The sequence below is a fragment of the Mesorhizobium sp. M0808 genome (assembly GCF_040320025.1).
In the GTDB taxonomy this organism is placed as follows: Bacteria; Pseudomonadota; Alphaproteobacteria; order Rhizobiales; family Rhizobiaceae; genus Mesorhizobium.
In genome coordinates this window covers 450,347-475,744 of the sequence record NZ_JAMYOX010000002.1, presented here as the reverse complement: position 1 = coordinate 475,744, position 25,398 = coordinate 450,347, and the positions used below count along the sequence as shown (strand labels likewise).

At 61.2% G+C, this 25,398-nt stretch carries 26 protein-coding genes and 1 pseudogene; 16 read left to right on the top strand and 11 right to left on the bottom strand.

Annotation, left to right across the window (positions count from 1 at the left end; all coding sequences use genetic code 11):
- Positions 1-21: 21 nt before the first annotated feature.
- The 5 genes from NKI25_RS05290 to NKI25_RS05270 all read right to left on the bottom strand — a co-directional run bounded on the left by NKI25_RS05290 (position 22) and on the right by NKI25_RS05270 (position 4,139).
- Positions 22-756, bottom strand: coding sequence for a CpaD family pilus assembly protein (locus NKI25_RS05290; protein ID WP_352589101.1), 735 nt, complete (start codon positions 754-756; stop codon positions 22-24).
- Between the two features lie 14 nt (positions 757-770).
- Positions 771-2,300 carry a type II and III secretion system protein family protein gene (locus NKI25_RS05285; RefSeq protein ID WP_352589099.1) on the bottom strand — a complete coding sequence of 510 codons (1,530 nt, stop codon included), beginning with the start codon at positions 2,298-2,300 and terminating at the stop codon, positions 771-773.
- The gene (gene cpaB, locus NKI25_RS05280; RefSeq protein ID WP_023676931.1) at positions 2,297-3,112 is read right to left on the bottom strand and encodes a Flp pilus assembly protein CpaB; all 816 of its coding nucleotides are present in this window, start codon (positions 3,110-3,112) and stop codon (positions 2,297-2,299) included. The genes NKI25_RS05285 and cpaB overlap by 4 nt, the downstream gene beginning before the upstream one ends.
- A 189-nt stretch (positions 3,113-3,301) precedes the next feature.
- A complete protein-coding gene (locus NKI25_RS05275; RefSeq protein WP_023676930.1) occupies positions 3,302-3,820 on the bottom strand; it encodes an A24 family peptidase in 519 nt (172 codons plus the stop codon).
- Positions 3,821-3,968: 148 nt separating this feature from the next.
- Positions 3,969-4,139, bottom strand: a complete 171-nt coding sequence (locus NKI25_RS05270) for a Flp family type IVb pilin (protein ID WP_023676929.1) — start codon at positions 4,137-4,139, stop codon at positions 3,969-3,971.
- Between the two features lie 343 nt (positions 4,140-4,482).
- On the opposite strand from NKI25_RS05270, the gene NKI25_RS05265 reads away from it, so the two are divergent.
- From NKI25_RS05265 to NKI25_RS05255, 3 genes are all read left to right on the top strand, one after another.
- The gene (locus tag NKI25_RS05265) at positions 4,483-4,905 is read left to right on the top strand and encodes a pilus assembly protein N-terminal domain-containing protein (protein ID WP_352455128.1); all 423 of its coding nucleotides are present in this window, start codon (positions 4,483-4,485) and stop codon (positions 4,903-4,905) included.
- A gap of 152 nt (positions 4,906-5,057) precedes the next feature.
- The gene (locus NKI25_RS05260; RefSeq protein ID WP_352455127.1) at positions 5,058-5,618 is read left to right on the top strand and encodes a TadE/TadG family type IV pilus assembly protein; all 561 of its coding nucleotides are present in this window, start codon (positions 5,058-5,060) and stop codon (positions 5,616-5,618) included.
- 30 nt (positions 5,619-5,648) lie between these two features.
- Entirely contained in the window at positions 5,649-6,269 is a 621-nt protein-coding gene (locus NKI25_RS05255) for a TadE/TadG family type IV pilus assembly protein (protein ID WP_023676926.1), read from the top strand.
- Between the two features lie 102 nt (positions 6,270-6,371).
- On the opposite strand, the pseudogene NKI25_RS36435 reads toward NKI25_RS05255, so the two are convergent.
- Positions 6,372-6,500, bottom strand: a pseudogene (locus tag NKI25_RS36435) (phosphate/phosphite/phosphonate ABC transporter substrate-binding protein); the annotation flags it as partial.
- A gap of 159 nt (positions 6,501-6,659) precedes the next feature.
- On the opposite strand from NKI25_RS36435, the gene NKI25_RS05250 reads away from it, so the two are divergent.
- The 9 genes from NKI25_RS05250 (at position 6,660) to NKI25_RS05210 (ending at position 16,212) form a co-directional block, all read left to right on the top strand.
- On the top strand, positions 6,660-7,901 hold the full coding sequence (locus NKI25_RS05250; RefSeq protein WP_352826897.1) for a phosphopentomutase: 1,242 nt from the start codon (positions 6,660-6,662) through the stop codon (positions 7,899-7,901).
- The gene (gene mutM / locus NKI25_RS05245; protein ID WP_352448614.1) at positions 7,894-8,784 is read left to right on the top strand and encodes a bifunctional DNA-formamidopyrimidine glycosylase/DNA-(apurinic or apyrimidinic site) lyase; all 891 of its coding nucleotides are present in this window, start codon (positions 7,894-7,896) and stop codon (positions 8,782-8,784) included. Before NKI25_RS05250 ends, mutM begins: the two co-directional genes overlap by 8 nt.
- 24 nt (positions 8,785-8,808) lie before the next feature.
- On the top strand, positions 8,809-9,582 hold the full coding sequence (locus tag NKI25_RS05240) for an enoyl-CoA hydratase (RefSeq protein ID WP_023676923.1): 774 nt from the start codon (positions 8,809-8,811) through the stop codon (positions 9,580-9,582).
- Positions 9,583-9,742: 160 nt separating this feature from the next.
- A complete protein-coding gene (gene rpsT, locus NKI25_RS05235; RefSeq protein ID WP_023676922.1) occupies positions 9,743-10,009 on the top strand; it encodes a 30S ribosomal protein S20 in 267 nt (88 codons plus the stop codon).
- A gap of 914 nt (positions 10,010-10,923) precedes the next feature.
- Positions 10,924-12,396 (top strand): chromosomal replication initiator protein DnaA, encoded by a 1,473-nt coding sequence (gene dnaA, locus NKI25_RS05230; RefSeq protein ID WP_023676921.1) that lies wholly within the window; start codon positions 10,924-10,926, stop codon positions 12,394-12,396.
- A 199-nt stretch (positions 12,397-12,595) separates the two neighbouring features.
- The gene (dnaN, locus tag NKI25_RS05225) at positions 12,596-13,714 is read left to right on the top strand and encodes a DNA polymerase III subunit beta (RefSeq protein ID WP_023676920.1); all 1,119 of its coding nucleotides are present in this window, start codon (positions 12,596-12,598) and stop codon (positions 13,712-13,714) included.
- A gap of 26 nt (positions 13,715-13,740) precedes the next feature.
- The gene (gene recF / locus NKI25_RS05220; RefSeq protein WP_352576939.1) at positions 13,741-14,889 is read left to right on the top strand and encodes a DNA replication/repair protein RecF; all 1,149 of its coding nucleotides are present in this window, start codon (positions 13,741-13,743) and stop codon (positions 14,887-14,889) included.
- A gap of 76 nt (positions 14,890-14,965) precedes the next feature.
- A complete protein-coding gene (locus tag NKI25_RS05215; protein ID WP_352635752.1) occupies positions 14,966-15,727 on the top strand; it encodes a molybdopterin-synthase adenylyltransferase MoeB in 762 nt (253 codons plus the stop codon).
- A complete protein-coding gene (locus tag NKI25_RS05210; protein WP_352589093.1) occupies positions 15,724-16,212 on the top strand; it encodes a GNAT family N-acetyltransferase in 489 nt (162 codons plus the stop codon). Before NKI25_RS05215 ends, NKI25_RS05210 begins: the two co-directional genes overlap by 4 nt.
- Positions 16,213-16,276: 64 nt before the next feature.
- Here the strand turns inward: NKI25_RS05210 and NKI25_RS05205 are convergent, their stop codons facing one another.
- Positions 16,277-17,278: a 2-hydroxyacid dehydrogenase gene (locus tag NKI25_RS05205; RefSeq protein WP_352589090.1), complete on the bottom strand. Its 1,002-nt coding sequence runs from the start codon at positions 17,276-17,278 to the stop codon at positions 16,277-16,279.
- Between the two features lie 157 nt (positions 17,279-17,435).
- On the opposite strand from NKI25_RS05205, the gene NKI25_RS05200 reads away from it, so the two are divergent.
- Positions 17,436-17,993, top strand: coding sequence for an SH3 domain-containing protein (locus NKI25_RS05200; protein ID WP_023676915.1), 558 nt, complete (start codon positions 17,436-17,438; stop codon positions 17,991-17,993).
- 81 nt (positions 17,994-18,074) lie between these two features.
- On the opposite strand, the gene NKI25_RS05195 is transcribed toward NKI25_RS05200, so the two are convergent.
- On the bottom strand, positions 18,075-18,434 hold the full coding sequence (locus tag NKI25_RS05195) for a DUF4260 domain-containing protein (RefSeq protein WP_023676914.1): 360 nt from the start codon (positions 18,432-18,434) through the stop codon (positions 18,075-18,077).
- Positions 18,435-18,444: 10 nt separating this feature from the next.
- Positions 18,445-18,876 carry an iron response transcriptional regulator IrrA gene (gene irrA, locus NKI25_RS05190; protein ID WP_023676913.1) on the bottom strand — a complete coding sequence of 144 codons (432 nt, stop codon included), beginning with the start codon at positions 18,874-18,876 and terminating at the stop codon, positions 18,445-18,447.
- Positions 18,877-19,116: 240 nt separating this feature from the next.
- Between irrA and fabA the strand changes: the two genes are divergently transcribed.
- The 3 genes from fabA (at position 19,117) to fabI (ending at position 21,805) form a co-directional block, all read left to right on the top strand.
- Positions 19,117-19,635 (top strand): 3-hydroxyacyl-[acyl-carrier-protein] dehydratase FabA, encoded by a 519-nt coding sequence (fabA, locus tag NKI25_RS05185; protein ID WP_023676912.1) that lies wholly within the window; start codon positions 19,117-19,119, stop codon positions 19,633-19,635.
- Positions 19,636-19,758: 123 nt separating this feature from the next.
- On the top strand, positions 19,759-20,979 hold the full coding sequence (gene fabB / locus NKI25_RS05180; RefSeq protein WP_352826895.1) for a beta-ketoacyl-ACP synthase I: 1,221 nt from the start codon (positions 19,759-19,761) through the stop codon (positions 20,977-20,979).
- A 13-nt stretch (positions 20,980-20,992) separates the two neighbouring features.
- On the top strand, positions 20,993-21,805 hold the full coding sequence (fabI, locus tag NKI25_RS05175; protein WP_023676910.1) for an enoyl-ACP reductase FabI: 813 nt from the start codon (positions 20,993-20,995) through the stop codon (positions 21,803-21,805).
- A 36-nt stretch (positions 21,806-21,841) separates the two neighbouring features.
- Here the strand turns inward: fabI and NKI25_RS05170 are convergent, their stop codons facing one another.
- Positions 21,842-22,855: a class I SAM-dependent methyltransferase gene (locus NKI25_RS05170; protein ID WP_352589081.1), complete on the bottom strand. Its 1,014-nt coding sequence runs from the start codon at positions 22,853-22,855 to the stop codon at positions 21,842-21,844.
- An 89-nt stretch (positions 22,856-22,944) separates the two neighbouring features.
- Entirely contained in the window at positions 22,945-25,092 is a 2,148-nt protein-coding gene (pnp, locus tag NKI25_RS05165; protein WP_352826894.1) for a polyribonucleotide nucleotidyltransferase, read from the bottom strand.
- Between the last annotated feature and the right edge of the window lie 306 nt (positions 25,093-25,398).

Here is a 25,398-nt window from a genome sequence, read left to right as displayed (position 1 = left end):
TTTGTTGAGCCTCAACACTCGTTAATATTCGACTTCCGAATTGCCGAGGAATTCGTCCGAAATACCTCTGTCACGATAGACGTCGATCACCGCGCTCCGATTTGCCGCGTCGATGGGTGTCTGTTTGCGCGGTCCGATCAGATCGACCGGATTGGCCATCTGGGCGGCAAGGTTGTTTTGGTACGAACAGCCGAAATCGGCATAGTGCTTGTTTTCCGAAGTCTCCAGCAGGTCTTCGGGCCAGCGCCCGCATTTATCCGTCTGAGCCTTCACCGAGACGTAGGCGACACGGACCGGGGCGGACGCTTCGACCGAACCGGATTGATAGGACCGCATGGCGATCCGCTTCCGGCTGATGCCGCTGGCCATGGCAAGCCTGGCGAAATCGCGGCCGGCGGCGGCCGCCGCGATTTCGTTGGCCGAACCGCTCGGAATCTCGATCGTCAGCACCGGAGCCGCGCTCCTGTCGTATCCGTCCAGGAAGCCCAGGAGCGTGTCGCGCTGGGATCTGGTCATGCCACGGTCGCCGGCGCCGACCGGAAGGTCGATCTTCTGTATCTTCTCGGCTATGACGATCGGATGGGTGGTGCGATAATCGTCCGGTATGGCACCCACCGTGACGCTGTCGCGATTGGCGCAGCCGGCCAGCAATGCCGCCACCGCGATCGCCATAATGGGAACGGCCGGCCGCCAGATTCGCGAATGGACCGACCGCGTCGCGGTGATCGCCCGTGCCTTCGATGCTGCCTTAGACATGACCGCTTCCCCGCTTACTTGTAGATGAAGCCGACAACGCCGTGGTAACGGCCGTTGGGCTTGTCGGTCTGCATGGTGCCGTAGACACGGTTGACGCGGCCAAGGAAAATGCCGGCACCATCGCTGGCGGCGTTGAAATTGTCATCCGGCTTGGCAAGATCGTTGCGCGCCACCGGCTTCACCAGATACGGCGTAATGATGATGACGAGCTCGGTCTCGTTGCGAACGAAATCCCTGCTGCGGAACAGCGCGCCAAGCACTGGAATCTTTGTCAGACCGGGCAAGCCGTTGACGGCTTGCCTGAGATCATCGCGGACAAGGCCGGCAATCATCATCGAGCCGCCCGAAGGCAGTTCCACTGTTGTGTCGGCCAAGCGCTTGCGGAGCGACAGGGCGTTCATGCCGGGGCTTGTTACGCCTTCGGACAAAGATACTGATCCCTCCGTTGTCGGCTCGGAGACCGAGGTCCTGACCTTCAGGCTGATGCGGCCGGGAGACAGCACCACCGGCTGGAATTCCAGGCCAATGCCATATTCGATCTTCTCGATTGAATAGGTCTTCAGACCTGTCTGGTTATCGTTGGATACGGCTTGGGAAACGCTGGTCACCATATTGTATTCACCGCCGACCTTGAAGGTCGCCTTCTCGCCGGATACCGCTGTCAGTGTTGGCTCGGCCAGGGTTTTCATGACGCCTGACTGTTCCATGGCGTTGATGTAGGCCTGCAGCGTCGAGCTGCCGATGGCGAGGCCCGAGTTCGACAGCGACTTGCCCAAACCGGTGAAATTGTCGCTTACCGCACCCCAGCTGATGCCGTTGCTGCTGCCGCTGCCCATCATATTGACGCCGAGCTGCTTCATCACCGAGCGGCTGACTTCCGCAACCGTCACCTTCAGCGTGACCTGGTCGTCGCCGATGATCTGCAGCAGGTTGACGATCTGGCTGACGCGACGCTCGGCATCCGGGTTGTCAATGGCGACGCCAGCCTCGGCCGAACCGCCGGCGGCAGTCTGCGAATATTGTCCCGTGGTCGCTTCACCGCCCGACACGAAGATGGTGGCCAGCTGTTCCGCCCGCTTGGCATCCAGGGGCGTGTCCACGGTTCCGGTCAGAACGACATTGTCGTTCAGGAGTTCGACTTTGACGGTCGATGACGGGATGAAGCGCCTGATATAGTCCTCCAGCCCGGCAACATCGCGTTCGACCGCCAGATCAAGGCTGACGATCTGCTCGCCATTCGGGCCAAAGACGAAGATGTTGGTCTCGCCGACCGCCTTTCCGAACAGATAGATGCGCCTGGCAGTGCGGGTCACCGCGTCGGCTACAGCTGGGTTGGCGACGAGAATATCGTAGGCATCGCTCGGCAGGTCGATGACCACCGATTTGTTCAGTCCGAGCTTGACCCGCTGGGTGGCGGTCGAAGCCGTGACCCTGGCGTTGTCGCCTGCTGCGCTGGCACAGAGAACGCCATATGCATTCGTTCCAAGGAAAAGCAGGCCGATCGCCGCAGCCAGCGTGACCGGCAATTTGGTTTTTAGCCTCATTTCCTCGCCCCCACTTCGGAAACTTCGCCCGACTTGATCAACCGCACGGTTCCGCGCCGGCCATTGCCGGAAACCAGGTAATCGGCTTCGCCCACATTCTTGTCCTGACTGTCCTTGATCGAGCGCAGCGCCAATGTCAGGCGATCCGCCATCTGCTGTGCGACGGTGATGATCTCGGACTGCTGCGGCGTCAGTTCCAGGGTGGCGGTCTGGCCAACCCTGGTCTTCTTACCTTCCTCGTCCTCCTGAATGGTCTGGTCGATCGCCAGGACGCGAATGTTCTTCAGGATAGTTTCGGTCGTGAAGCCCGGACCACCGCCATTGGCGGGATCGGCTCTGCGGGTCATGATGACGTCGACGAAATCGTTGGGAAGAATAAAGCCACCGGCCGAGGTGTCGGCCGAGATGCTTGTGGCAACGGCCCGCATGCCGGAGGGCAGGATCGACGACATGAAGCTTTGCCCTTCACCGATCAGCTTCGAGCGCCGCAGCGGCTCGCCGGCGTAGAGCGCCACGCGAGCGACGGCGCCCTTCAGCTTGTCCAGCGCTTCAGGCTCGGCGGCGCGGGTGATGAAATTTGCGTTGATGCCTGCGGACGGCCATGACTCCCAGGAAATGTTGTTTTCAAGCGGACTGCCCATCGGAACGTCGCCGGAAAGAACAAGCACATCCTGCAGCGCGATCGCCGGCGCCTGAGGACCGGAATCGACAACCGGAGGCGGCGGAGCCACGACCATGTTCTTCGCGACATAGCCTGCACCACCGGCCGCGGCTATCGCCACGCTCAGAATAATCAATCGGGATGCTGGCATCTGTCCGAACCTCGCCTTGGCAAACCACGTAGCCAAGCGGGACTTTGCAGCGGCAATCGTCAAAACAAGGTTAATGTTATACTTACGATCGTGATTAATTTAACGTTTACATAAATTGGACCGACAAGCCCGGCCCGAAGGAAAACGTGGCCAACTCGCCTGCTCGGCGCCAATGGCGTAAAGCGAAATTCAGCCCGCCAGCCTGGTAAGTGCCCAGGCCATCAACGGCGAGTCGGAATAGGTGAGCAGACCGCCAATGCCAAGCGCAATGCCGTACGGAACGCCGGTCGCCTCATCGGCGAAATGGCGCAGGAACGGATTGTGGCTTGTGACGGCGGCAAGCGGCGATTTTCGATAGGCGAGGATGGCTAGCGTCAGCAGGCCGCCGATGAATGTCGAGGCGACGAGGTATTCGATGAGATGGATGTTCAGTCCCATCCACATGGCAGTGGCAGCCAGAAGCTTGGCGTCGCCGCCGCCCATGCCGCCCAGCGCGAACAGGCCGAACGTCACCGCGAGAACCAGGCCGGCGGCGGCGAAATGCCAGCCATAGGTGGCCCAGTCCATGCCGGTCAAAGGCGCAACCAAGGCGAAGACAACCACAAGCAACACCGGCACGCGATTGGCGATCGTCATCGAAAGCATGTCGGAGATCGCGGCAAAAAGCATGCAGAACGGAAACACGACGAAGATCACGGCTTCAAGCATCGGCGCGCCTATGACCCAATTGCATCTGGCCCCAGCCTAATCCTATTCGATTAACGACTGATGAGGCCTAAATTTCAAATCATACCAGGACTAAATAAGGGCCGCCAGTGCGGCGGCCCTTATTTCAGAACAACCGAACCCGTTACGGTCAGCTACCGTTCACCTTAGTGGAGATGGCGGTGAACTTGGCGTTCAGCGAGTTGCCGAGCTGGCCGGCGCCGACCATGATGGCGAGTGCGATAAGAGCGGCGATCAGACCGTATTCGATAGCGGTCGCGCCGGATTCGTCCTTCACAAAACGTGCGATGAGGTTAGACATTCGAGCTCCTACTCCAATTGTTACAGCACTTCCGTCAACTTCTCTTGGTGGCTGATCGGATACTGCGAATCTAAGGAGAAGCTGTTTCAATCGGCTTAATAAACAGGCTTACCGATTCCTTTCCCGCTTCGACGAGATTGCGTGGTTAACCCAGAACTAAAATACCCGCCGCTAGGCGCCCGGGCTGACAAAAGGCGCAAAAGGCGCAATTCGGCAAAGACGTTCCAGCCGTGCCGGCTAGGCCCAATGCCGGTTCCGGCTTGATCCTGAACTCCAGCCGCTTAACGGTTGGTTCACCAATCTCGTTCATGTTCCGTTGAACAGTTTGCCAGGGGGCGCCTCAATGGCCGGGCCGAGATCATCATTTCCAGTTGCCGTGCTTTTTGCCGCAGCGGCTTTCGCCTTTCCAGCCAAGGCCGGCGCCGGCATCGAGGTGACGATGAACCAGGCAAAGATCATCAAATTGTCGCGCGCCGCCGATACGATTGTCGTCGGCAATCCGGCGATCGCCGACGCCTCCGTGCAGGACGCATCGACGATCGTACTGACCGGCAAGGGATTTGGCGTCACCAATCTCGTCGTCCTCGACCAGGAGGGTAACCCGATCGTCGATGAGCAAATAACCGTCGTGCGCCAGGCAGCGTCGTCGGTGCGCATCTATCGGCGTTCCGAAGTACAGACCATGTCCTGCGCGCCATATTGCGAAAGCTCGTATAAGAGCGATGCCGAGAAGGCCTCTGAAGCCGAAATGAGCGCCGGGCATTAGCTAGCCGACGTGTCCGCCTTTGGCGGGAACGTGCTTCGGTTATCGCCGGGTTAAGGCCTTCCCGTTGAATTTAACGGTCATTCCAACCGGACTTCAATCGGTTCCGACTAAGGGTGGGACCGATACAGAAGCGGCATCGGCGGGCAGAGGACATGAACAAGGCAGGACGAGCAGGTTCTCCAAGACGGTTTTTGGGCGACCGCCGCGGAAGCACGGCGATCGAATTCGCCATGCTTGCAATTCCTTTCGCGCTTCTTGTCTTCGCCATCCTGGAGAGCTGCATTTCTTTTGCCGCACAGGAAGTGATGGCAAACGCCACCGACGACATCGCGCGCCAGCTGCGTACCGGCCAACTAAGACCGGCCGATGTGTCCGGGACCAAGCTGCGGGATATGATCTGCACCAAATTGGAGATCATGGTCGCCAAGACCTGTCCCGGATTGCTGGTGGACTTGCGGGAATATCCGACCTTCGCCGATGCGGCGCTGGCCGGTTTCAAGATTCAGGATGGCGATGTCGTGCTGACCAAGGGCACGAGCACACAGACCTTCACCGTCGCACCTGGCCTGGCGGAGTCGAGAAACATGCTGCGTGTTTTTTACAAATGGCCGGTGATGACCGACTTCATGGCCAAATCGATGGCCAACCTGAAGGACGGCAAAACGCTGCATTTTGCTTCGATCACTTGGCAGAACGAGCCGTTCGACAACTGAACCACGTAGTCGCTTGAAAAGGGCAAAGCCATGATTCGTGCGGGGGCACAGCTGGGCATCGCAGGGATTTGTACAAGAGCAGTCCGGCTTTGCTCGGACCGCCGCGGTATTGCGGCTGTCGAGTTTGCCCTCATCGTGCCTGTCCTGTTGATCATGTACTTTATGACAATGGAGGCCTCGCAAGCCATCGAGACCAGCAAGAAGGTCAGCCGCATCGGCAGCATGGTAGCGGACCTCGTCACGCAGCAGCAGACCGTCAAGGCGGCCGATGTCGATGCCATCATGGCGATCGGCAGTTCCACGCTCCAGCCCTACAACCGCTCGAAACCGAAGATCATTATCACGGCGATACAGGTGACGAACGAGACGACGCCGAAAGTCCTGGTCGTGTGGTCGCGCAAACTGGTCGATGGCGTCTCTAGCGTCGACGCTGTCAAGGATTCCACCACAACGGTCCCGAGCGCGCTCAAGATCAAAGGCACGTTCCTCATTCGGGTCGAAAGCGATCTCGCCTACAAGCCAATCATCACCTGGTCGGCGGACGGCCAAAGCCGGTTCGGGTTGAGCTCGGTCTTCAATTCGATATCGATGGCGGAAACTTATTATCTGCGGCCGCGCAGGAGCCCGACCATTCCGTGCAGCGATTGCTGACGCCTGAAGCCCGCTAACCGGTCTGTTGCTATTGCTTGCGACCGCGGGCCGAGACTAGACGCACGATGGCTGCAGCCAGCACATAGTCCCTCGGACCGGCAACGGTTCGGCGACGATACCGATACGGAACGTTCCGATAACATCGCGCCAATCGGCTCGCGCCAGGTTTGTGCAAGACGCATCCAGCAGCAAAGCCAGTACGGCGGCGAATGCCGTCAGGGCAAGCCTCATGCGAGCTCCGCGCCGCGCATTTCCATCCGCAGATCGACCATGCCGCGATTCGTCTCTCCGGGACCAGCACGCCAAGCCGTGCCGTTGGGTTTCCGAATTGCCAATGGCGGCGCGGAACCCTATGTCTGAGCCAACACACAGGCAATGATGAACCTTTCGATGGCACGCGCCTTCCTTTTTGTCCTCGACTCCTTCGGCATCGGCGGCGCGGCCGATGCCGAACGTTATGGCGACACCGGCTCTAATACGTTCGCACACATCGCGCGGGCCTGCGCAGAAGGCCGCGCCGATCGCGAAGGCCTGCGTGCCGGACCCCTTCTTGTACCAAACATGCTCGCGCTCGGCCTCGGCCAGGCCGCGGCAACGGCGACGGGTTTCAGGTTCGAGAATGCCGGCAGTGCGCCGCTTGCCGCCGCCTTTCACGGCGCGGCCCAAGAGGTTTCGAGCGGCAAGGACACGCCATCGGGCCATTGGGAAATAGCCGGCCTGCCGGTCCGTTTCGACTGGGGTTACTTCCCAGACAAGATTCCCGCCTTTCCGGCCGAGTTGACCGACGCAATGGTGCGTGAAGGGAAGGTGCCTGGCATCCTCGGCAATTGCCATGCTCCGGGCACCGAGATTATCGAACGGTTCGGCGAAGGCCATATCCGCACCGGCAAGCCGATCTGCTACACCTCGATCGACTCCGTCCTGCAGATCGCCGCGCATGAGGTTCATTTCGGCCTGGAACGGCTTTACGAGTTCTGCAAAGTGGTGCGCAGGCTCGTCGATCCGCTGAATATCGGCCGCGTCATCGCGAGGCCGTTTATCGGTGAAACCGCCGCCACGTTCGAGCGAACGCATAATCGTCGCGACTATGCCGTACCGCCGCCGGAACCGACGCTGCTCGATCGGCTGACGGCGCGCGGCAGCCGGGTTATCGCGATCGGCAAGATCGGCGACATTTTCGCCCATCGGGGGATCTCGGAAGTCCGCAAGGCTGCCGGCAACATGGCGATGTTCGACAAAACGCTTGGTGCCATGGAAGACGCCCGCGACGGCGACCTCGTCTTCGCGAACTTTGTCGACTTCGACACCGAGTTCGGGCATCGGCGCGACGTTGCGGGATATGCCGCCGCACTCGAAGCTTTCGACCGGCGCCTGCCCGAGGCATTCGCACGGCTGAGGCCAGGCGATCTGCTCATTTTGACCGCCGATCACGGCAACGATCCGACGTGGCGCGGCACCGACCACACGCGCGAGCGTATTCCGATTATCGGGACACGGCCGGGTTTCAAAGGCGCAGAGATCGGACTGAGGACAACATTTGCCGACATCGGCGAAACCGTGGCCGAACATCTCGGGCTGGCGCGCGGCCGTCACGGCACCTCCTTCCATGCCACGATAGGTGGCCATGCCTGAGCTGCCGGAGGTAGAGACAGTCAGGCGCGGTCTGCAGCCGGCCCTTGAAGGTGCCCGCATTGTCGGTGTCGAGGCACGCCGGCCGGATTTGCGGTTTCCGTTCCCCGAGAGATTTTCGGAGCGGCTGACCGGCAAGACGATTGCGGCGCTCGGCCGCCGTGCCAAATATCTGACAATGCACATGGACAACGGCCCGGTTCTGATCTGCCATCTCGGCATGTCGGGTTCGTTTCGCATCGAAACGGCCGACGAGAGCGCAACGCCCGGCGCGTTCCACCACGAACGTTCGAAAAACACTGCTCACGATCACGTCGTCTTCGACATCGCATCCCCTGCCGGCGTCCGCTCTCGCGTGATCTTCAACGACCCGCGCCGCTTCGGGTTCATGCTGTTTTCGGAAGGCGAGCCCGACATGCATCCGATGCTGGCGGGATTAGGCGTCGAGCCTACAGGCAACGCACTGGACGGCGCGCTGCTCGCTTCGTTGCTGAAAGGTCGCAAGTCACCGCTGAAAGCGGCACTTCTGGACCAGAGGCTGATTGCCGGGCTAGGCAATATCTACGTCTCGGAAGCGCTTTGGCGGGCCGGCCTGTCGCCGCTGCGCGAAGCGGGCACCCTCGCGAGAGCCGGCAAGAAAGCCAAAGAGCAGAGCGAACGCCTGGCCGAAGCAATCCGCTCGGTCGTCGCCGATGCGATCGCCGCCGGCGGCTCGTCGTTGCGCGATTATATGCAGACCGATGGATCGCTGGGCTACTTCCAGCATTCCTTCGCGGTTTACGATCGCGAGGGGGAAGCCTGCTCCAAGCCTGGTTGTGGCGGCCACATCGAGCGTATCGTGCAAAGCGGTCGTTCGACTTTCCACTGCCGGGCCTGTCAGGCTTGAACCAGAAGCGAGGAGGAGCAAAGCATGGGCTATGAAACCATCATCGTCGAAACCCGCGGCAAGGTCGGGCTGATTACGCTGAACCGGCCGCAGGCGCTCAACGCGCTGAATTCACAAGTGCTGGCGGAACTGGTCGCGTCGGTGAATAGCATGGGCGCCAATGCCGACATCGGCGCCATGGTCATCACTGGTTCGGAAAAGGCTTTCGCGGCAGGTGCCGATATCAAGGAAATGCAGTCCATCTCCTATGTGGATGCCTATCTGCAGGATTTCTTCGTCGGCTGGGAAGAATTTACGCGGGCACGAAAGCCGATCATCGCGGCGGTGGCGGGCTATGCGCTGGGGGGCGGCTGCGAACTGGCGATGATGTGCGACTTCATCATCGCCGCCGACACCGCCAAGTTTGGCCAACCCGAGATCACGCTGGGCGTCATGCCCGGCATGGGCGGATCGCAGCGCCTGACCCGCTTTGTCGGCAAGTCAAAGGCGATGGATATGTGCCTGACGGGTCGAATGATGGACGCAGCCGAGGCCGAGCGTTCCGGCCTTGTCTCGCGCGTGGTGCCAGCCGGCGAGTTGATCGAGGAAGCGCTTAAGGCAGCGTCCAAGATCGCTGGTTTTTCCTTGCCGTCGGTGATGATGGCAAAGGAGGCCGTCAACCGCGCCTATGAGACGACGCTCACCGAGGGTCTGCGGTTCGAGCGCCGGCTGTTTCATTCGCTGTTTGCGCTGGATGACCAGAAGGAAGGCATGGCGGCCTTCACCGGCAAGCGGAAGCCGAATTTCACGAACCGATGAGATGACGAAGGCGCCGGTCAAAAAGAAAGCGCTGCAGCGTTGACGCGCCGGAAAAGCTGAACTATAAGCCGCACCAATCGAGGCGGCCCTGTGGCTGCCCGTTTGTTTTTTGCGCCCTGCGGTATCCCGCAAGCGCCCACCAGATCAGAAGAGAGGCACCATGGCCAATACATCCTCGGCCAAAAAGGCAACGCGCAAGATCGCCCGTCGCGCAGCGATCAACAAGAACCGCCGCTCCCGCGTCCGGACCTACATCCGCCAGGTCGAAGAGGCGCTCGCGGCTGGCGACAAGGCGGCCGCACAGGCTGCCTTCAAGGTGGCCGAGCCGGAATTGATGCGCGCCGCGACCAAGGGCGTGGTGCACAAGAACACGGCATCGCGCAAGGTGTCGCGGTTGGCCCAACGGGTCAAGGTGCTGTCAGCCTGATATATCCATTCCTGAACTGCGCTTCTTCAAACCCGGCCAATCGCGCCGGGTTTTTTCGTTTGCCGGCAAGTACTTAAAAGAAAGCCCGCAAAATGGCGCTCCGCGAGCATTTCAAAGTTCGAAATGCTTTGCCGGCATATACATGCCCGCTCATATTCGGAGCCTCCGAAACCGCCAATACGAAAATTTCCGAGCGTCACAGATTACCTTTTCTTTTCAGAAGCTTACCGATGGTGATCCACAGCTTGTTCACATCAGCTGCGGCCGATAGGCGACAATTGGCTGTCAAGTGAATTATTTCAGAAAATTTCGCGTTGTGTGGCCTTTTTCATATTCGCCGGAAAAGGGTTTGAATCACAATGGCTTTGTCAAAATCAACTGTTGCAGCATGGCGTTCGAAACGTCCCTTGCTAGTCAGATTCCTTAAAAATCCGTTAGGGGTGGCCTTGCCCTATCCACAGCGATTTCGGTAATGTCTGTCCATCGAAGGGACGGGCCCTTGGCCCTTGACCAGCCTGAAACCGGCCAGCTCAAATTGGCAGAGTTTACACCGCGGATTCAACTCCGCGGACGGGGTTGGTTTGTCTTTTCGATACGGTAGGGGACTGGCGTAATTGTACATGGCAGGTCGACGGTGCGCCGGCGGTTTTTCGCCGGACGGCATTTTGTTGCCCTGACATGACCAAAGCGGATCGGCTCTTCGGCGCCGGACCGACAACGAGGCGATTCATCAGCCGGCGGCGGCGATGGTGTCGCAGCGAAGACACGGTCGCCGGAAACATGGATGCAGGAGGCGCATCCCCGGCGGAAAACAGGTACAAGAGACAAGGAACTCGATCATGCAGAGCGGCGGCATCGAAAGGGAGCTTACAGGCGACCTCCCATTTCCTGGAACGTTAATCGGAAGGAACGACATGGCGGCTTCCAATGAAGCTGAACAGAAGTTCGATCGGGTCAAGGCCCAGTTGAAGGCGCGTCTGGGAACCGAGGTCTATTCGAGCTGGTTCGGGCGCATGAAGGTCGCTGAATCCTCTAAGGGCATTGTCCGCATCTCAGTGCCAACCGCATTCCTGCGTTCATGGATCAACGGCCACTATCTCGATCTCATCACCGAGTTGTGGAAGCACGAGGATCCGGAGATCCTCAAGATCGAGATCGTGGTTCGCACCGCCACACGGCAGGGCCGCAACAGCGTCGAGCCAGAAGTGGCCCCGGCGCGCAAGATGACCAGGCAGACGCAAACCGCGCTCTCTGCGGGCACGGCGAGCCCCAGTAGGGTCGAACGGGTCCCGGTACCCCGCCCGGGGATGCCGGCAGAAACCGAGTTCCGGCACAATGTTCTCGGTTCGCCACTCGATCCACGCTATACTTTCACCTCCTTCATCGAAGGACCATCGAACCGAGTGGCTTTTGCCGCCGCCAAGGCGGTCGCGGAATCGCAGTCGAGCGCGGTGCGTTTCAATCCGCTCTTTCTTCACGCGACGGTCGGGCTGGGCAAAACGCACCTGTTGCAGGCGATCGCCGCAGAATCGCTGAAGCAGAATCCGAAATCGCGGGTCGTCTATCTGACGGCTGAGTATTTCATGTGGCGGTTCGCCACCGCGATCCGCGACAACAACGCACTGACGCTGAAAGAACAGCTGCGCGACATCGACCTCCTCATCATCGACGACATGCAGTTCCTGCAGGGCAAGTCGATCCAGCACGAATTCTGCCATTTGATCAACATGCTGCTCGACAGCGCCAAGCAAGTGGTGGTCGCTGCCGACCGGCCGCCGTCGGAATTGGAGTCGCTGGAGCCACGCGTCCGCTCGCGCCTCAACGGCGGCGTCGCGCTGGAAATGTCAGCCCCGGATTTCGCCATGCGTATCGGTATGCTCAAGCTCAGGCTTGCCACCGCCAAGCTCGACGATGCGTCGCTCGATATTTCCGAAGAGATCCTCAACCACGTCGCCCGCACGGTGACCGGCAGCGGACGCGAGCTCGAAGGTGCCTTCAACCAGCTTTTGTTTCGCCAATCCTTCGAACCGCAGATCACCATCGACCGCATCGACGAGATCCTTGGCCACATCTATCGTTCGGGCGAACCCAAGCGGGTGCGTATCGAGGACATCCAGCGCATCGTCGCGCGCCACTACAACGTGTCGAAGACCGAACTTCTGTCCAACCGGCGCACACGCACCATCGTCAAGCCACGGCAGGTCGCCATGTATCTGTCGAAGGTGATGACGCCGCGCTCGCTGCCGGAGATCGGGCGGCGGTTCGGCGGTCGTGACCATACGACCGTGCTGCATGCGGTGCGCAAGATCGAGGATCTTTCCGGTGCCGACAACACACTGGCGCAGGAACTCGAATTGCTGAGAAGGCTGATCAACGACCAGGCCTGACGGCCCGAAAAACGCCGGCTCGCGGACTCCGGCCTTTTTATCCCCAGAAAGCCCGTGCAGCCGGTCCGAACCGGTGGCGCGGGCTTGCGTTTGCCGGGTTTTTCCTGTCAGTTTACGCAGATTCTGAGCCTGTTCAGACCTTTCGCGGGGCGCCGCTTGCCGGAGACCCGTTCATTCATTCAAGCGAGCCTGTTTCGTCATGCGTGTTATCCTGGAACGGTCAAATCTCCTGAAGTCGCTCAACCATGTTCACCGCGTGGTCGAGCGGCGCAATACCATTCCGATCCTGTCGAACGTGCTGCTCAGCGCCGAGGGGGCCAGCCTTGAAATGAAGGCGACCGACCTCGACCTGGAGGTGACCGAAGCAACGCCGGCAAAGGTCGAACGTGGCGGGGCGACGACGGTCCCGGCACATCTGCTCTACGACATCGTGCGCAAGCTTGCCGACGGCGCGGAGGTGGCGCTGAAGACCGACGAAGACGGCAACGCCATGACGGTGACGTCGGGGCGCTCGAGCTTCCGCCTGCAATGCCTGCCGCAGTCCGACTTTCCCGAGCTTTCAGCCGGGTCGTTCTCGCATATTTTCCGGCTCGATTCCGTCGGACTAAAGGGCCTCATTGAAAAGACCCAGTTCGCCATCTCGACCGAGGAGACGCGCTATTATCTGAACGGCATTTATCTGCACACGCACGAGGCCGGCGGCAAGCTGAAGCTGCGCTCTGTCGCGACCGACGGCCACCGGCTGGCGCGCGCCGAGATCGATGCGCCGGCAGGCTCTGAGGGCATGCCTGGCGTCATAATCCCGCGAAAGACGGTCAGCGAGCTGCAAAAGCTGGTCGACGATCCCGATGTTGCAGTCACCACCGAGTTGTCCGACACCAAGATCCGTTTCACCATCGGCAGCGTTATCTTGACCTCCAAGCTGATCGACGGCACTTTCCCGGACTACCAGCGCGTCATTCCGACCGGCAACGACAAGAAGCTGATTATCGATCGCCAGAGTTTCGCCGCTGCCGTCGATCGCGTTTCGACCATTTCGTCCGAACGCGGCCGGGCGGTGAAGCTTTCGATCGCCGAAGGGCAGGTCACGCTTGCGGTCAACAACCCGGATTCGGGCAGTGCCACCGAGGAACTGGCGGCCGACTATTCGTCCGATCCGATCGAAATCGGCTTCAACGCCAAATACCTGCTCGACGTTGCCGCGCAACTGACCGGCACGGAGGCGAAGTTCATGCTGGCGGATGCCGGTTCCCCGACGCTGATCCACGACATGGCCGACGAGACCGCGCTCTACGTGCTGATGCCGATGCGGGTGTAGGGCCCGAACGGGGCCATCTTGCTGTCGTGACCAGATCTGCAAAACCGCAGCAGACGTACATAAGTAAGCTCACACTTACGAATTTCCGCAACTATGCGGCGTTGGCAATCGACCTTGATCCCGGTGCTGTGGTTTTCTCCGGCGACAATGGCGCCGGCAAGACCAATCTGCTTGAAGCGATCTCGCTGCTCACGCCGGGCCGCGGCCTGCGCCGCGCACCCTATTCCGAGGTGGCGCGCGAAGGCGGCGACGGTGGCTTTGCGCTGCATGCCCGGCTTGACGGGCCGGAAGGCCAGGTCGAGATCGGTACCGGAATATCGGGCAGCGACGGCGAAGCCGGCCGGCGGGTGCGGATCAACGGCGCGACGGCACGCTCAGCCGAAGACATGCTGGAATGGCTGCGCGTGGTCTGGCTGACACCGGCCATGGACGGCCTGTTCCCCGGGCCGGCTGCCGACCGCCGGCGCTTCCTAGACCGGCTGGTGCTGGCGATCGATCCTGGCCACGGCCAGCGCGCGCTTGACTACGAAAAGGCAATGCGCGGCCGCAACAGACTGCTCGCCGACGGTTCACGCGACGGTGCCTGGTTCGATGCGATCGAGATGCAAATGGCCGAGACCGGCGTGGCAATTGCCGCGGCGCGTGCCGAACTGGTGCGCCTGCTCGCCGCCATGATCGACCGGCTGCCCGGCGACGGACCGTTTCCGCAAGCCGACATCGGCATCTCTGGCGAACTGGAAGGCGAACTCGGTATTTTGCCGGCCGTCGACGTAGAGGAACGGTTCCGTCGTGCGCTTGCCCAGGGGCGCGACCGCGACCGCACCGCCGGACGCACGCTCGACGGCCCGCACCGTTCCGACCTCGTGGTGCGCCACCGGCCCAAGGCGATGCCGGCCGAGCTCTGTTCGACCGGCGAGCAGAAGGCGCTGCTGGTCGGCATTGTCTTGTCGCATGCGCGGCTAACCGGCGAGATGTCGGGCATGACACCGATCCTGCTGCTCGACGAGATCGCCGCCCATCTCGACGGCGGTCGACGGGCGGCCTTGTTCTCGATCCTGGAGGAACTAAACTGCCAGGCCTTCATGACCGGGACCGATGCCGCGTTGTTTGACAGCCTCAAGGGACGCGCGCAATTCCTGACCGTCGATCACGGCACGGTCAGGCCGACCATTTGAATTTCGTCCATGGCGCATTTCTGAGCTGCATGCATTGACGCCTGACAAGTTTTTTCCTCCGTTATATGGTCCGGCGATGATCACAGCCGCCCTCACCGATGAAGAGCTCGAACGCTACGCCCGCCACATCGTGCTGCCCGAGATCGGCGGCGCGGGCCAGCAGCGGCTGAAGCGGGCGCGGGTGCTCGTCATTGGCGCCGGCGGATTGGGAGCGCCGGTGCTCGAATATCTCGCCGCCGCAGGGATTGGCACTCTCGGTATCGTCGACGACGACATCGTTTCGCTTTCCAACCTGCAACGACAAGTGATCCACGCCACGGGCGATGTCGGGGTGGCGAAAACCGACAGCGCCAGAGCGGCGATCATCCGCATCAATCCAAACGTCGTCGTGGAAGAGCACAATTTCAGGCTGACCCTGGACAACGCCCCTACCCTCATTGCCCGTTATGACATCGTCGTTGACGGCTCCGACAATTTCGAGACACGCTACGCGGTGGCCGACGCCTGCGCCGCGGAAAGCCGGCCGCTCGTGCATGCCGCCGTTGGCCGCTTCGACGGCTCGGTCACCGTACTGAAGCCATTCGAAACCGGCCCGGACGGCAAGTTGAACCCAAGCTACCGCGATCTCTTTCCCGAGGCGCCGCCGCCGGGACTGGTGCCATCCTGCGCGGTGGCCGGCATTGTCGGCGCGCTGACCGGGGTCATCGGCACGCTGCAAGCCATGGAAGCGATCAAGCTGATCACCGGGATTGGCGAGCCGCTGGTCGGACGACTGCTGCTCTACGATGCGCTGGCGGCACGCTTCGACACGATCCGCTACAAGCGAACCAGCCCGTGAGCCTGCCTGCCGACGTTTCCATCGTGCAGCTTGCGGCCGATTTCGACTGTTGGGACGAGGTGCTGGCGCTGGTCATGCGGGCCTTCGCCTTTATGGACGGGGTTATTGACCCGCCGTCCTCGGCGCATCGGCTCACCGTTGAAAATCTCAGGGCTAGAGCGCTGGAGGAGACAGCATTCCTGGCGCTGAAGGAAAACGAGATCGTCGGTTGCGTCTTCATCCTGAAGCGCGCAGACGAGCTCTATGTTGGAAAGCTCGCGGTCGAGCCGGTTCTTCAGGGACAAGGCATTGGAAAACAGCTGATGCAGGCCGTCGAAGATCTTGCCCGCAGCCACAACAGGACCGCCATCGAGCTCCAGACCCGGATCGAGCTGACCGGAAATCACGCAGCCTTTGCCCGCCTCGGTTTTCGTGAAACCGAACGGACAGCGCACAAGGGCTACGACCGGCCGACCTCAATCACCATGCGCAAGGCGTTTTCGTAAGCCAAAGCTATCCAACGACGAACGCGCGGTTGCCGCGGCAAGACCGTGCCGGCGTGACGGCAGGTCACGCCCTCAACGGCAGCACGCGGTCGGGCGGGCGATGACCATCGAAGAAGGCGCGGATATTGATGATCACCTTCTCGCCCATGTCGATACGGCCTTCGAGCGTCGCCGAACCCATATGCGGCAACAGCACGACCTTGCCTTTGTGGGCAAGCTTCAGCAGCTTGCTGTTCAGCGCCGGCTCGTGCTCGTAGACGTCGAGGCCGGCGCCGGCGATCTTGCCGTCATGGATGAGCTTGATCAGCGATTCCTCATCGATGATATCTCCGCGCGCGGTGTTGACTATGTAAGCGGACGGTTGCAGAAGCGCCAGCCGCCGTGCCGAAAGCAGATGGAAAGTTGCCGGTGTCGATGGGCAATTGACCGAGATAATGTCCATACGGGCAAGCATCTGGTCGAGGCTTTCCCAATACGTGGCTTCCAACTCGTCCTCGATTGCCGGCAGCACGCGGTGGCGGTTGTGGTAGTGGATCGAGAGGCCAAACGCCTTGGCGCGCCTGGCGACGGCAGTGCCGATGCGACCCATGCCGACAATGCCGAGCCGTTTGCCCCAGATGCGACGGCCGAGCATCCAGGTCGGCGACCATCCCGCCCATTTCTTGTCGCCGGTCAGCACGTTGGCGCCTTCGGCCAGCCGTCGCGGTACGGCCAGCAGCAGCGCCATGGTCATGTCGGCCGTATCTTCGGTCAGCACGTTCGGCGTGTTGGTGACGGTGATGCCTTTCTTGGCCGCTGCCGCAACGTCGATCTTGTCGACGCCATTGCCGAAGTTGGCGATCAGCTTGAGGTTGTCGCCGGCCTGGGCAATCAGCGCCGCGTCGATATTGTCGGTCACAGTCGGCACCAGCACGTCGGCCTCCTTGACCGCCGCCACCAGTTCCGGCTGCGTCATCGGCCTGTCCTCCACATTCAAGCGGGCGTCGAACAACTCGCGCATGCGGGTCTCGACTAGGTCGGGCAACTTGCGCGTGATGACGACGAGGGGCTTCTTTTTGCCTGCCATTGTTTCCTCGAACCCGATCTCGTTGAGACCTCTTTAACCAAGAACGGCGAAACTGAGAGCCGATCGCGGTACCGGTCATCCATGTAACAAGCGGTTCCGCCGAAGACAAAGAAAAATGGGCGCGAAGGCCGATTGGCGGGCGCCGAAAGGAACGAAAGTGTCTGGTTTCGCGTCGCTCCGCCTGACCCTCAGTGCAGCATTCCTCGGCGCTCTCATCCATAGCCCACTGGTGATGGCGCAAAGTGCCGCCGCACCCGCCCAGAGCGTCACGCTCGGACCAAGCGGCTTGCCGCTGCCGCGCTTCGTCAGCCTGAAATCCGGCCGCGTCAACTCGCGCGTTGGGCCGGGCGTCAATTATTCCGTCGACTGGATGTATATGAAGCCAGGCCTGCCGATGGAGATCATCCAGGAGTTCGATACGTGGCGCCGTGTGCGTGATGCCGACGGCTCGGAAGGCTGGATCAATCAGTCGCTGCTTTCGGGCCGTCGCACGGCGATCGTCGCCCCCTGGCAGCGCGGCAAGGACGCTCGCGTCAACCTCCTTGACGACCCGGCAAAAGATGCAGGCGTCATCGCGATCCTCGAACCGGGGGTAATGGGCACGATCAAGTCCTGCGATGGCCAGTGGTGCGAAATGACCTTCGACGGCCATACCGGCTGGCTCGCGCAGTCGCTGGTCTGGGGTGCCTATCCCGGCGAAAAGGTCAAGAACTGACTTTTCCGAACCGGAGGTCGGGCCAGCGCTGCAAGCACCGGATCCGGCATTTGTTTCGCTGATCTTCGGTTCGGGGATGGTTTAGCGGCCGATGCGGCCGAGATGGGTATCCTGGAAACTGCTTGACAGCTTCAAACCATAGCCCAGAGCGCGGTCGATGGCGATGTGGGCGATCCAGATCAGCGCGACAGCTATCGCCATTGCATTGTCAAAGACGCTGCCGACAAGCGCCAGCAGAACGGGCAAGATCAGTATGTGCAAGGCGTTGTAGGCGACGGCCCCGACGCGCGGCCCGGCCATGTAACCCAGCATCGACAGGTCGGGCGCCAGAATGAGCACGGCAAACAGCCACCAGGAAACACCGGCGATTGCATAGAAGACAAGAGCCGCCACCGCGACGGCGACCCATTCGAGCCGGAGCGTCAAATCCAGGAATTTCATAAGGCGCCGGTCAGTCGCAGCGTTTCGGACGCAGTCTCACCACGATATCGACATTGGCGATCTCCATGCCCTCCGGCGGTTCCGGCAGGTTGGAAACCGTCACCGGGCCGCTGTCGATATCGAAGATCCTGTTTTCGCCCTCGATATAGAAATGATGGTGATCGGAGGTGTTGGTGTCGAAATAAGTCTTCGATCCCTCGACGGCAAGGATGCGGAGAAGACCGGCCTGGGTAAACTGGTGCAGAGCATTGTAGACGGTGGCCAGAGACACCGGCACGCCGGCGGCAAGCGCCTCCTCGTGCAGTTCCTCGGCCGAAAGATGGCGGTCGCCCTTGGCGAAAAGCAGATCTGCCAGCGCGATGCGCTGGCGTGTCGGCCTCAGACCGGCCTCGCGAACCCGCTTGTCCACAGCGACATTATCCTTCCGGCAACCCAGATCCATCTATCCGTCGCGCTCACAGTTCCGCCTCAGACAGGTCCAAAATGGCAGAAATTGAGCATCTGCCGAAACTGGACGTGTCCTGACATATATTCTGTCGACCGAATGCGATCAATAGCGCGCATTGACCCGGGCAGACGGGCAGGTTAAGCGCAAGCGCCGGTTTCCGGCCTGAAACAGATTGTGTTAGGAAACCACCGACAAGGGCGCCTATCGCCCGGGACGATCACGGGGACGAGATTGATGGCGGGTTCGAAATCCAGCTACGGTTACGAGGAATTGCTTGCCTGCGCCCGCGGCGAGCTGTTCGGACCGGGAAATGCGCAGCTGCCCTATCCGCCGATGCTGATGTTCGACCGCATCACCGAGATCAGCGAGACCGGCGGTGCGTTCGACAAGGGTTTCATCCGCGCGGAATTCGATATCAAGCCGGATTTGTGGTTTTTCGCCTGCCATTTCATCGGTAATCCGATCATGCCAGGATGCCTAGGCCTGGACGCCATGTGGCAGTTGACGGGGTTCTATCTCGGATGGCTCGGTGAACCCGGCAAGGGGATGGCGCTGTCGACCGGTGAGGTGAGGTTCAAAGGCATGGTCACGCCTTCGGTCAAGAAGGTGGAGTATGGCGTCGACTTCAAGCGAGTGATGCGCGGTCGGCTTGTGCTTGGCATCGCCGATGGCTGGCTGAAGGCAGATGGCGAGCCCATATACGCGGCAACGGATCTGAAGGTCGGTCTGTCCAAGCAATCGGCCGCCGTCTGAACGAAGACCCTACAGTACGACGTCTTGGACGTCTGATGAACGCTGTAGCACTTTTAATTTTGCGCATGGTTCCATTCCGGAAATTGATTTCAGGTTCGGGGTCCGCGCTGGAAGGAGTTGCGAATGAGACGGGTCGTAGTCACAGGTCTCGGCATCGTGTCGTCGATAGGCAACAATGCCAACGAGGTGCAGACCTCGCTGCACGATGCCAGGTCCGGCATCAGCTTCTCCGACTCTTTCGCCGAGCATGGCTTCCGTTGCCGGGTGTGGGGTGCGCCGACGCTGGACCCATCGGGCATGATCGACCGTCGCGCCATGCGCTTCCTGTCGCAGGGTGCTGCCTGGAACCATGTCGCAATGGACCAGGCGATCGCAGACGCCGGCCTCGACGAGGCCGACATCACCAACGAGCGCACCGGCATCGTGATGGGCTCCGGCGGACCGTCGACCCGTGCAATCGTCGAGGCGGCCGAGACCACGATCAAAAACGGCAGCCCCAAGCGGATCGGACCGTTCGCGGTGCCAAAAGCGATGTCGTCGACCGCGTCGGCGACGCTTGCCACCTGGTTCAAGATCCACGGCGTCAACTATTCGATCTCATCAGCCTGCTCGACGTCTGCGCATTGCATCGGCAATGGCTACGAGCTGATCCAGTGGGGCAAGCAGGACATCGTCTTCGCCGGCGGCCATGAGGATCTCGACTGGACGATGTCGGATCTCTTCGATGCCATGGGCGCCATGTCGTCCAAGTTCAACGACAGAGCATCGGTCGCCTCACGCGCCTACGACGTCGATCGCGACGGTTTCGTCATTGCCGGCGGCGCCGGCGTGCTGATTCTTGAAGAGCTCGAGCATGCCAAGGCACGCGGCGCCAAGATCTATGCCGAGATCGTCGGCTATGGCGCGACATCGGACGGCTACGACATGGTGGCGCCGTCGGGCGAAGGCGCGGCGCGCTGCATGAAGCAGGCGCTCGCAACGGTGTCCTCGCCGGTCGACTACATCAATACGCACGGCACCTCGACGCCGGTCGGCGACTCCAAGGAAATGGGCGCCATCCGCGAGGTGTTCGGCGAGAAGATGCCTTTCATCGCGTCGACCAAATCGCTAACCGGCCATTCTCTGGGCGCCGCCGGCGTGCAGGAATCGATCTACTCGATCCTGATGATGCAAGGCGGCTTCATCGGCGAGAGCGCCCACATTGAGAACCTCGATCCGGAATTCGAGGGCATGCCGATCGTGCGCAAGCGCATCGACGATGCAAGGATCGACACCGTTTTGTCCAATTCGTTCGGTTTCGGTGGCACCAACGCAACGCTGATTTTCCAGCGCTATTCCGCATAAGGATTTGCCGACCATGGACGGATTGATGAAGGGCAAGCGCGGGCTTGTCATGGGTGTTGCCAACGATCATTCGATCGCCTGGGGTATCGCCCGCAAACTGTCCGAACATGGCGCGGACCTCGCCTTCACCTATCAGGGCGAGGCCTTCGGGCGCCGGGTCAAGCCGCTCGCCGAGAAATTGGGCGCATCCCTGGTGGTGCCTTGCGACGTCGAGGACAGCGTGTCGGTCGCCGCGACTTTCGAGACTTTGGGGAAGGCGTGGGGCGGGCTGGATTTCGTCGTCCATGCCATCGGCTTTTCCGACAAGAACGAGCTGAAAGGCCTCTACGCCGACACGAGCCGCGACAACTTCATCCGCACAATGGTGATCTCCTGCTACTCCTTCACCGAGATCGCCCGTCACGCCGCCACATTGATGAAGGATAGCGGTTCGATGATCACGCTGACCTATGCCGGTTCGGTCCGTGTCATGCCGAACTACAACGTTATGGGTGTCGCCAAGGCGGGGCTGGAGGCCAGCGTCCGCTATCTCGCCAACGACTACGGCCCGCGCGGCATCAGGGTGAACGGCATATCGGCGGGACCGGTACGGACGCTTGCGGGCGCCGGGATTTCCGACGCACGCCACATGTTCTCCTACCAGCAGCGCAACTCGCCGCTACGCCGTACAGTGACGATCGACGAAGTCGGCGGCTCCGCGCTCTATTTGCTGTCCGACCTGTCCTCCGGCGTCACCGGCGAAATCCACTATGTCGATTCCGGCTATCACATCGTTTCCATGCCGACGCTTGACGAATTGAAGCAGACCGACGGCGGGCGGGAATAGCGCGAGCGACGTATCGCCGGCTTGCCCCGCAGGATTTCAGCGTCGCGCCGATAAGACCTTGAACATGCCGTCGCGGGCGAGCTCCGCATGGCTGGAGAAGGCGGCCGCCAGCACCGGTTCGTAGGGAAGCTGACGGTTTGCCACCATGAACAGCCGGCCGCCGGGCTTCAGCGCCTTGCCTGCCGCGCGGATCATGCCGGCACCGATTTCCGGCTCAGTCGCCCGGCTGCGGTGAAAGGGCGGGTTCATGACGACCACGTCGTAGCGGCGCTCGACCGGTTCGCTCAAAAGATCTATCCAGAAGAAACGTGGCTCCACGCCTGTGTTGCCGACATTGGCCTTGGCCGCCTCCAGCGCCTCGAAATCCGCTTCGTAAAGGTCAAGCGCCGATATGCCGGGTGAGCGGGCGGCGACTTCGGCGGCGACATAGCCCCAACCGGCACAGAAATCCGCAACGCTGCCACGCAGATCGTTGGGCAGATTTTCGACCAGCAGCTTCGATCCGGCATCGATCTTGTCGAAGGAAAACATGCCTGGGGCCGTGCGGAAGCGGTCCTCGACCACCAAGTCCGGATTGGCGGTGCGAAGCGTTGCCGCGGCAACGGTATCGGCCAGCCGGCGAAACCAGAAGGCAATGCCGTGATGCTTCGGCAGGTGGCCTTCGAGCGGCACAAGGGCGCCGACATGCTTGCGCAGGCTGGCGATTCCATCGTCCTTGCTGCCGGCGACGACGATCAACCCGTCTGGTGCTGCGCGCTCGACCGCTTCGGCAACGCGCAACTCGTTTTGGCCGCGATGGCGGCCAGCGAGCACAAATGCCGCGTCGAAAGCCTCGCCTTCGACCTGCGGCGTGACCGCGAAGCCGGACGCCTGCAAGGCGCGAAAGTGCGGCCTGAAGCCTTGGACAAGATGAAGCTTGGCATCAAACCCTTCCGGCAAGCGAAAGCCGGGCTCGGCACCGAGAAAGAGTATGCGTTCATCCTTTCGTGGCAGGGAAACAGCACCGGCCTCGAACGGATGGAAAAGCGTTTTCAGCGGCTCGGCGGACATTCACCACTCTTGAACTGCAAGGCTGTTGTTGAAACGCAAACGGGCGCGACCTTCCGGCGCGCCCGCTTCGATTGCATAGTTAGATCAGCTTAGGCGGCGTTTTCTTCGCCTTCGCTCTTCTTGTCGCGCACGATTTCCTTGCCGGTGGCCTGGTCGACGACCTTCATCGACAGGCGGACCTTGCCGCGCTCGTCGAAGCCCATCAGCTTGACCCAGACCTTGTCGCCTTCCTTGACCACATCGGAGGTCTTGGCGACGCGGTCATTGGCGAGTTGCGAGATGTGGACGAGGCCGTCACGCGGACCGAAGAAATTGACGAAAGCGCCGAAGTCGGCGGTCTTGACGACCGTGCCCTCGTAGATTTCACCGACTTCCGGCTCGGCGACGATGGTGTGTATCCACTTCTTCGCCGCCTCGATCTCCTTGGCATTGGCCGAGGCGATCTTGACGGTGCCGTCGTCCTCGATGTTGATCTTGGCGCCGGTCTTTTCGACGATCTCGCGGATGACCTTGCCGCCCGAGCCGATCACGTCGCGGATCTTGTCCGTCGGGATGTGCATGACCTCGATGCGCGGCGCGAACTCGCCGAGCTCGGCACGTGCGCCGGACAGCGCGTGGGCCATTTCGCCGAGAATGTGCTGACGGCCATCCTTGGCCTGGTCGAGGGCGATCTTCATGATCTCCTCGGTGATGCCCCCGATCTTGATGTCCATCTGCAGCGAGGTGATGCCGTAGGCGGTGCCGGCAACCTTGAAGTCCATGTCGCCGAGGTGGTCCTCGTCGCCAAGGATGTCGGAGAGCACGGCGAAGCGCTCGCCTTCCTTGATCAGGCCCATCGCAATGCCGGCGACCGGCTTGGCAAGCGGCACGCCGGCATCCATCAGAGCCAGCGAGGTGCCGCAGACGGTAGCCATTGACGACGAGCCGTTGGACTCGGTGATCTCCGAAACGACGCGCAACGTATAGGGGAACTGGTCGGCGGTCGGAAGCATCGGCCGGATGGCGCGCCAGGCGAGCTTGCCATGGCCGATTTCGCGGCGGCCCGGCGAACCCATGCGGCCGGTTTCACCGACCGAATAGGGAGGGAAGTTGTAGTGCAGGAGGAACTTCTCCTTGTACATGCCGGTCAACGAATCGACATACTGCTCGTCCTCGCCGGTGCCGAGCGTGGCGACAACCAGTGCCTGGGTCTCGCCGCGAGTGAACAGCGCCGAGCCGTGCGTGCGCGGCAGGACGCCGACTTCCGAGACGATCTTGCGGACCGTCTTCAGGTCGCGGCCGTCGATGCGCGAGCCGGTGTCGAGAATGTTCCAGCGCACGACCTTGGCCTGGAGCTCCTTGAACACGGTGCCGATCTGTTCGGACGTGTATTTGGCCTCTTCGCCTTCTGCCGGCGCGAACGCGGCCTTGACCTTCGCCTTGACGGCGTCGACGGCGGCATAGCGCTTCTGCTTGTCGGTGATCTTGTAGGCGTCGCGAAGCTCGCCTTCGACGATCTTGAGCATCTCGGCTTCAAGTGCGGAATAGTCCGGCGCGGTGAAGTCGCGCGGGTCCTTGGCCGCGACTTCAGCCAGCTTGATGATCGCGTCGATCACCGGCTGGAAGCCCCTGTGGCCGAACATGACGGCGCCAAGCATAAGGTCCTCGCCGAGTTCCTTGGCTTCGGACTCGACCATCAGCACGGCGTCGGCGGTGCCGGCGACGACCAGGTCGAGCTTCGATTCCTGCATCTCGTCGACATGCGGGTTGAGCACATATTCGCCGTTGATGTAGCCGACGCGGGCGCCGCCAACCGGGCCCATGAACGGCACGCCGGACAAGGTCAGGGCCGCGGAGGTGGCGACGATCGACAGGATGTCCGGGTCATTTTCGAGATCGTGCTGGACGACGGTGACGACGATCTGGGTGTCGTTCTTGTAGCCTTCGGCGAAGAGCGGGCGGATCGGGCGGTCGATCAGGCGGGAAACCAGCGTTTCCTTCTCGCTCGGACGGCCTTCACGCTTGAAATAACCACCCGGGATCTTGCCGGCGGCGTAAGTCTTTTCCTGGTAGTTGACCGTCAGCGGGAAGAAATCGAGGCCGGGTTTCGGCTCTTTCATCGAGACGACGGTGGCGAGAACCTTGGTTTCGCCGTAGGTGGCCAGCACCGCGCCATCAGCCTGACGCGCGATCTTGCCGGTTTCGAGAATGAGCGGGCGGCCGCCCCATTCGATTTCCACTTTGTGGTAATTGAACATGTCTTGTCCTTCGTATGCGGAAAGGGCCGCGCCGTTTCAGCGTGCGCGGATGCCCCTTTCCCTTGGCTTCCTTTCTCGGGCAGCCACGGGCAAGACAACGGGAGGCTCGGCTTATTCGGCGCGGTGCCGCACGAGCGTCCTGCAATCCTGCCCCATGACCGTCCATGGGCGGTTTCGAGCGGCCCTCTGCTGTTTCGAAACCGGGTTGGCCAATCGATCCGAGTGGCCTTGCGCGTGAACCCGAAAACCAGGTTTTCGGAAAATATCCTGCGCAAATCTAAACTTCAGAGCGTCCTTTGCGCATCC